Source organism: Thermoplasmata archaeon (genome assembly GCA_035632695.1).
Taxonomy (GTDB): domain Archaea; phylum Thermoplasmatota; class Thermoplasmata; order RBG-16-68-12; family RBG-16-68-12; genus RBG-16-68-12.
In genome coordinates, this window is the sequence record DASQGG010000068.1 from 1 (window position 1) to 7,080 (window position 7,080).

The window sequence follows — 7,080 nt, forward strand, 5'->3', positions numbered from 1 at the left end:
GAACGCTCCTGGAGCGCCTTGTCGAGCCAGGCGAACGCCTGGTCCCGCTCGCCGAGGGCCGCATAGACCAAGGAGATCCAATAGGAGGGGACGTACTGGCGCTGCGCCCGGTCAAGCAACTGCTGGAGGGTCTCGCGCGCCTCCGCGGTGCGGCCCGCCGCGGCATACGCCTGGCCGATGGTGGCCAGGGAGACCGTGCTCTCCCTGGAGAGCGTGACGGCCTGGGTGAGTTCGGCGATGGCCTCCTCGAACATGCCCTTCTGAAGGTACGGACGACCGAACCAGAGGTGGGCCTGGACGAACCCGGGATCGAGCCGGAGCGCCTGCCCGTACTGGTCGATGGCCCGATCGTACTGCCGCGAGAGGTAGAGGACGTGCCCGAGCCCCGTGCTGATGGCCAGGGAGAGCGGGTCCAACTCCAAGGCCCGGTTCATCTCCGCGATCGCCTCGTCGAAGCGCCCCATGGCCTTCAGGTAGTCCGCGAAGAACTGGTGGGCCTGCGGGTAGTTCGGGTTCAGCTCGAGGCTGCGGCGGAACTCGGCCTCCGCTCCGGACCAGTCCCAGTCGTACTGGAAACGGACGAGTCCCAGGGAGGTGTGCGCCTCCGCGAGCCGGTTGTCGACCTCCAGGGCCTTTGCCGCAGCGGCGCGCGCCTTGGGGAACGCCTCGTTCGGGGGGGCGAACTCGAGGAGGGCGAGCACCGCATAGGCGTCCGCGAGACCCGTGTACGCGAGGGCGTATCGGGAGTCGCGGGCGAGGGCGTCCTGGAACAGGTCGATCGCCTTGCGGAGGGACGGTTCCGTCCGGAGGTTCAGGGAGACGCGACCCTGGAGGTACAGGGCATAGGCTTCGGGGACCTCGGTGGGTTTCCGTTCAATCCCGGCCTTCTCCGCGCGACGGATCTGCACTCGGAGAGCCCGCGCGACCCGCTGCGCAATCTCGCTCTGGATGGCGAACACGTCCTCCAGGTCCCGGTCGTAGACCTCGGACCAGAGGTGCTCGTCCGAGGCGGCATCGATGAGCTGGACGGTGATCCGGATCTTGTTCCCCGAGCGCCGCACGCTCCCCTCAAGGACCGTCCCGACGGAGAGCTCCCGACCGACGTCCCGGATGGATTTCGTGGTTGCCTTGTACCGCATGACCGAGGTACGCGCGATGACGCCGAGGTTTGCGATCTTGGACAGGGTCGAAATGAGTTCCTCGGTCAGACCGTCGCTGAAGAATTCGTCCTTGGGGTCCGGGCTGATGTTTGCCAGGGGCAGGACCGCGAGGCGTCGCTTCCCCCCCGACTCGTGCGGCGGCATGCCTGCGCAGGACCTCACCCACGGTGCCCACGTGGGACCTGACGGGGACTTCCTCGGATTGGGATAAGCCTGCCGGGAGCCCTTAGGCGATCCGAAAGCGGGGGTATGAGCCGTCGTGCGGCGGCTAAGGGGTTATCTCGTCCCGTGGCCTCGCGATGGTGAGATCATGAAGGCCAAGTTCATCTACACGGGGATCCGTGTGAAGGACCTCGACGCGTCCGTGAAGTTCTACACGAACGTCCTCGGCATGAAGGAAATCGAGCGCAGCACGATCGCCGCGGCCAAGGGGATCGCGGTCAACCTGGCCACGGAGGAGGGCGGGCACATCCTCGAGCTCAACTACTACGAGAAAGGCAGCCCCTTCGCCACGAAGTACGCGGTGGGGGAAGGCTTGGATCATCTCGCCTTCCAAGTGAAGGACCTGGACGCAGCCCTCGCGGAGGCCAAGAAGGCGGGCCATCCCATGGTGCAAGAGATCCGCGCGCCCACGAGCCGCTGGGCGTACATCGAGGACCCGGACGGAAACTGGATCGAACTGTGCCAGTCGGCGTGAGCCCGGCGGGGGGGTGCGCGTGTGGCGAAACCGGAGGACGCCGTAGAGGTCGCCTGGTTCCTACCGGGCCTGGGCGCCGCGGGACCCGATCCCCGGTACCGGGACCGCCTCATGCTCTTCGGGCAGTTCGTGGGCGACTGGGACATCGACTGGCGGTGGATCGAACCCGACGGTTCCGAGCGAAGGAGGAAGGGCCGACTCCGCTGGCGCTGGATCCTAGGTGGCCGCGCGGTCCAGGACATCTAGAGCGCCCTCGAGGGGGATCCGCCGCAGGAGCGGGCCATCGGCACCACGATCCGGTTCCCCAACGCAGATGGGGACACGTGGACCAGCCTGTGGATCGCCCCGGACCGCAGCCTCCTCCGTCGTTTCGTCGCCCGAAAGGTAGGGGATGAAATCGTGCTCGCGACCACGAAGGACGACGGCAACCCGGAGCACTGGATCTTCTCCGAGATCACGGGCACGTCCTTCCGATGGCGCGCCGAGGAGTCCTTCGACGGCGGCAGGACGTGGAAGCTCACCGAAGAAATGCGCATCCGCCGCAGCCCATCGAACGACGAGCGCTGAGACGCCGCCGTCCCTGCAACAGCTCGTGGCAGGGCCTCCGTCGCTTCGGCAAGGGCGCACGCGGCGTCAATGGCGCAGGACGACACGCACGGGATCGCCCTCCTGCCGCTCCAGGATCGCGAACGCGCGCTCGATCTCCTTGAAGGGCAGGCGGTGCGTGATCGTCTCGCCGGTCCTCAGGAGGCCGCGGGCTCGCGCCGCGAGCACCTCCCGCAGGTCCCGGTTCGTGTGCCCCTGGATCGCCAGCAGGGTCTTCGCATCCAGGTTGAACGTGAGTCCGTTGAAACTGACGTCGCCCGCGGGGATGCCCACCATGACCGCCGTCCCGCCGCCCCGCACCGCCCGGATCGCCTGGTTCAACGTCTGCGGCAGGCCGATGTACTCGAACGCCACGTCCACGCCGCGGCCATCGCCGAGGGAGCGCGCTACGCGGACGGGATCCTCCCGCGAGGCGTTCACGAGGACGTCGGCCCCGAGACGCTGGGCGAGGGCGAGCTTCGGCTCGCTCACGTCGACGGCCACGATCGGAGAGGCACCGAACAGCTTCGCGGTCTGCACGCCCTGCATCCCCACGCCGCCGAGGCCGATGATCATGCAGGCGTGGCCCGGCCGCAGGCCGGATCGCAGGGTCGCGGCCCACGCTGTGCACCCCGCGCATCCGAGCACCGCTCCTTCCTCGAAGGGAATGGTCTCCGGGAGGACCGCGACGTTCGCGGCAGGGAGGGCGATGGCCTCGGCGAAGACGCCGTCGACGCCGAATCCGAGGGGCGTGCGCTCGCAGATCTCCTCCCGGCCTCCGCGGCACATGGGACACGTCCCATCCGGGTTCACGTAGTTCACGACCACGCGATCCCCGACGCGCGGTGCCGCGACCCCGGGGCCGAAGGCCTCGACGACGCCCGCGCCCTCGTGGCCCATCGTCGAGGGCTCCTGTTTGAGGACGCCCCGGAGGGCGTGCACATCGGAGCGGCAGAGACCGTTCGCCTTGATCGCGATGAGGACCTCGCCGGCGGATGGCGTGGGCCGCGGGACATCCTCCCACTGCGCCACGTCCTTGGCCTTCAGGCGGTAGGCGTCCATGAGGCCGAGATAACGGAGGTGAGCTATATCGCGCCTCCGGGTCCGACACCGCGCTACCCACCGGGTCAAGGCATAAGAAGATCGCGCGTGTCAGTGGACCGAATGGCCATCGAGGTCGGCCAGAAGTTCTCCTGGCAGCGGAGGTTCACCATGGAGGACGTCAAGGCCTTCGCACATCTCTCGGGAGACCGCGGGACCCACCACCTCCAACCGGATGAACGAGGTCGAGTCATGGTCCATGGACTCCTGACGGCGACCGTCCCAACGAAGATCGGGGGCGACTTGGACTACATCGCTCGCGAGATGACGTTCGAGTTCCTCCGGCCCGTCTTCGTGGGAGACACGGTCCGTGTCGACGCGGTCGTGACGAAGGTGTCGCGCGAAGGGGGGCATCTGGCCGTCGCCGTGGATTTCGAGTGCCGCAACCAAGACGAGAAGTGCGTGCTTACCGGGACAACCCACGGAATCATCCGGTCGAAGTCCTGAGCCCGTGTCAGTACATCTTCGGCTTCGCCTGCGGCTCGTTCCAGTACGGCCTCGTGGTCACGTACTTGAGCTTGGCCTCGAAGAGGTCGTTCAGGAACTCCTTCTCCGTCTCGTCCATCTTCGCGAGGATCTTGCTCGCGGTCGTTGGGCCCACCCCGTAGACGGAGCTGGCAAATACTGCACGCTTCCCGTACACGGCCACGAGGTCGGCGATCTGCTTGGACCGCGTGAGCAGCTTCCTCTCCTCGTCGCTAAGGTCGAGCTTCCGCTGACGCTTGGCCAGCGCGTCCCGCACCGTCCACGCGGAGAAGCCCAGGACCGTGAGCAACCGGGATCGACACTGCACGCACTCCGGGTGGTCCGGCAGCTCCCCGAGGCGGACCTCTTCGTGGAAGCGCCCGCACTCGAAGCACAGCATGTGCACGGGCTCGGACATGAGGTGGAGGCGCATCCGGTCCAGGATCTCGGCCCGCTCCGCCTCCGGGGAGAAGAGCTCGGGCGCCTCGACGTAGCGGCGCAGAATCGGATAGGCCAACGGGGTCGGCGTCTCGTCGGACTTGTGGACAACGACTTGGATGTCGCCGTTCCGGATCCGCTGCACGATCTCCCGCACGCGCTCGAAGTCCGCGTGGAGCAGGAGGGCCTCCCGCACCGCTTCATCGTAGATCGGCGTGTTCGCGAAGCGGATCTCGAGGGAGTTCATCTCGCCCTCGCCGATCGTCAGCCCGCGGCGCAGCGCGCCGAATCGCTCCGCGATGAACTTCATGTAGTAGCCGAGGGGCAGGTGGTCCTCGAGCAGCGCCCGCAGCCCGCCCTCCAGGGTCTCGTCGTCGATCTTGAGGAGATCCTCCACCAACCCTTCGACGTCGAGCTCGCGCGTGTCCGCGACGAGCTCGTACAGGATGCGGTAGGGGTCCGTCCACCAGAACCGCACAAGGTGCTTCCGAGCGAGGAGCTCCTCGAGGAGGTCGCCCAGGGTGACATTGACCACCTCGCCGAAGGCGGCGTGGACGACCAGGAACCGGTCGAAGGCCTCCACGACGATCCGGTCGTCCGTCGGAACGGGGCATTCGGTCTTGCGGTGGTTCGCCACCTCTTCGACGAGGCGCTTGGCGCCCGTCTTGTTCATGGGCCACGCCTTCACGAAGTGGGCCACCGTCTTCTCGAGGCCGCTCTTCGCGAGACGACGGTCGATGTCCTTCCGAAGTGCGCCCACCCGCTGCGCCAGGTGGTACGGCACCGGAAGCATCTCGCCGTCCCAGCCCGGGATCGCGGCGTTGGGGTCCGCGACCGGCGTCACGTACACGACGCCGTCCTGGCCGATCTTCGCGATTTTCCACGGCCGCCCGCGGACGATGAAGTGCAAGCCCTCCTTCGCATGGAGGACCATGAACTCCTCCCCGAGGACGCCCACGGGCCTCTGGTCCGTGAGGTCGATGACCGGGTAGCGGCGCTCGTCGCGGATCGTGGAGAGGTTCTCGTAGTAGTAGTTCCGGCCCTTGGCGGTCACGCGGACGTTCTCGCCCTGGCGCCGGAGGACGCCCAGGTGGTCCTGGAACTCCACGACCTTCCCGGCCTGCTCCAAGTCGAGGCCGTGGTACGGGCCGGCCTTCCGGATAACCTCGAGGACTTCCTCGAGATTCGCGGTCCCTCCCCGGTCCAGCGTGGCGCCCACGATCTGATGGGCGAGGACGTCGAGGGCGTTGACGTGGACGTGCAGCGGCTCGAGGTCCTTCGCCTCCGCGGCCTGGACGACCGCGACCGACTCGATCGCGTCGTCCGCGGAGACCGCGAGGATGCAGCCCTTCGACGTGCGCTCGAGCGTGTGGCCCGAGCGGCCGACACGCTGGATGAAGGACGTGACCTGGCGGGGGGACATGTATTGGAGGACGCGGTCCACGGAGCCGATGTCGATCCCGAGCTCCAGGGTCGAAGTTGAGACCAAGCCTTTGATCGTGCCCGCCTTGAATCCGGCCTCCACGCGCTCGCGCTCCTCCCGCGGCAGGGAGCCGTGGTGGACGCCGACGTCCGTGCGGACCATGGCGAGGCGCGAGCCGAGGAGCTCTGCGAGGGGGCGGGCGTTCACGAAGACGAGGGTGGAGCGGCTCTCGTCCAACGTGTCGTCGATCTCGGAGAGGGAGGCCGCCGCTTCCGGGCTGATGTAGAGGTCTCGCGCGGTCTCGAAGTCCTTGTCGATGGGGCGCGGCCATTCCACGCGGTACTCCATCTTCTTCTCGAGGGGGGAGAGGAGGACCTCGAGGGGTTTCTCGCCGCCGAACAAGGCGGCGATCTGCTCGGGGTGGCCAACCGTGGCGGAGAGGCCGATGCGCTGGAAGTCCTTCTCCGTGATGCGACGGAGGCGCTCCAGGGCGACGGCGAGCTGCACGCCGCGACGGTCCTCGGCGAACTGGTGCACCTCGTCGATGATCACGAAGCGCACGTTGCGCAGGTGGCGCTGCATGACCTTGCCCGGGAGGATGGCCTGGAGGGTCTCCGGGGTGGTGATTAGGATGTCTGGTGGGTGGGCGGCTTGCCTGCGACGCTCCGAGGCGGGCGTGTCGCCGTGGCGGACGGCTGCGGTAATCGGCGAGCCAGAAACGAGACGACTAACGCGTTCAGTGAGATTCCGATTTAGCGCACGCAACGGTGTTACATACACCAGTTGAATTCCCTTGGAATCGTGGCGCAAGAGGCATTCTAGGAGAGGGAGGAGTGCAGCTTCGGTCTTGCCAGATCCGGTCGGGGAAACGATGAGGATATCGCCGCCCCGGACTAGCGCAGCTCGCGCTCGCTGCTGCATCTCGTTGAGGCGCTCGATACCAGCGCGCAATTGGAACTCGGTAGCCTGGCTCCTTGACATCCAAGACGATGGCAATCATCTGATGCCCTTAAAACTCTGGTGCGGGGCTAAGTGAAGCTTGGGGCAGAGTACGGCCCGACCGAGGCGACCATGTGCCTAGTGAATGAAACGGGACTCGATGACGGCTAGCATACGGTCGTCCTTGCCATCAGTTTTCCAAAAGGAGACAGAGTATTGCCTGGCGTCTTCCCCGATCAGTCGGAGGTCAAGCATTGAGCCACTCTTCGCAA

7 protein-coding genes are annotated in these 7,080 nt (G+C 66.8%); 4 read left to right on the forward strand and 3 right to left on the reverse strand.

The annotated features are described in order from the left end of the window. Nucleotides 1–1,304, reverse strand: a 1,304-nt coding sequence (locus VEY12_05400; GenBank protein HYM39564.1) for a tetratricopeptide repeat protein, incomplete at its 3' end; no start/stop codon positions are given. Between the two features lie 166 nt (nt 1,305–1,470). Here VEY12_05400 and VEY12_05405 point away from each other — a divergent pair. The 3 genes from VEY12_05405 (at nt 1,471) to VEY12_05415 (ending at nt 2,424) form a co-directional block, all read left to right on the forward strand. Next, the gene (locus VEY12_05405) at nt 1,471–1,857 is read left to right on the forward strand and encodes a VOC family protein (GenBank protein HYM39565.1); all 387 of its coding nucleotides are present in this window, start codon (nt 1,471–1,473) and stop codon (nt 1,855–1,857) included. A 21-nt stretch (nt 1,858–1,878) separates the two neighbouring features. Further along, nucleotides 1,879–2,103, forward strand: a complete 225-nt coding sequence (locus VEY12_05410) for a hypothetical protein (protein ID HYM39566.1) — start codon at nt 1,879–1,881, stop codon at nt 2,101–2,103. Between the two features lie 153 nt (nt 2,104–2,256). Next, a complete protein-coding gene (locus VEY12_05415; GenBank protein ID HYM39567.1) occupies nt 2,257–2,424 on the forward strand; it encodes a hypothetical protein in 168 nt (55 codons plus the stop codon). A gap of 66 nt (nt 2,425–2,490) precedes the next feature. Here the strand turns inward: VEY12_05415 and VEY12_05420 are convergent, their stop codons facing one another. Continuing rightward, nucleotides 2,491–3,504 (reverse strand): zinc-binding dehydrogenase, encoded by a 1,014-nt coding sequence (locus VEY12_05420; protein ID HYM39568.1) that lies wholly within the window; start codon nt 3,502–3,504, stop codon nt 2,491–2,493. 102 nt (nt 3,505–3,606) lie between these two features. Between VEY12_05420 and VEY12_05425 the strand changes: the two genes are divergently transcribed. Beyond that, nucleotides 3,607–3,990 (forward strand): MaoC family dehydratase, encoded by a 384-nt coding sequence (locus tag VEY12_05425; protein ID HYM39569.1) that lies wholly within the window; start codon nt 3,607–3,609, stop codon nt 3,988–3,990. A 7-nt stretch (nt 3,991–3,997) separates the two neighbouring features. Here the strand turns inward: VEY12_05425 and VEY12_05430 are convergent, their stop codons facing one another. Further along, nucleotides 3,998–6,850, reverse strand: a complete 2,853-nt coding sequence (locus tag VEY12_05430) for a DEAD/DEAH box helicase (GenBank protein ID HYM39570.1) — start codon at nt 6,848–6,850, stop codon at nt 3,998–4,000. Nucleotides 6,851–7,080: the final 230 nt, after the last annotated feature.

What these genes read in the sequence shown, in the direction of transcription:
- VEY12_05405 (HYM39565.1), top strand. Translation starts at nt 1,471, where the DNA reads ATGAAGGCCAAGTTCATCTACACGGGGATCCGTGTGAAGGACCTCGAC.
- VEY12_05420 (HYM39568.1), bottom strand. Translation starts at nt 3,504, where the DNA reads ATGGACGCCTACCGCCTGAAGGCCAAGGACGTGGCGCAGTGGGAGGAT.
- VEY12_05425 (HYM39569.1), top strand. Translation starts at nt 3,607, where the DNA reads ATGGCCATCGAGGTCGGCCAGAAGTTCTCCTGGCAGCGGAGGTTCACC.
- VEY12_05430 (HYM39570.1), bottom strand. Translation starts at nt 6,850, where the DNA reads ATGTCAAGGAGCCAGGCTACCGAGTTCCAATTGCGCGCTGGTATCGAG.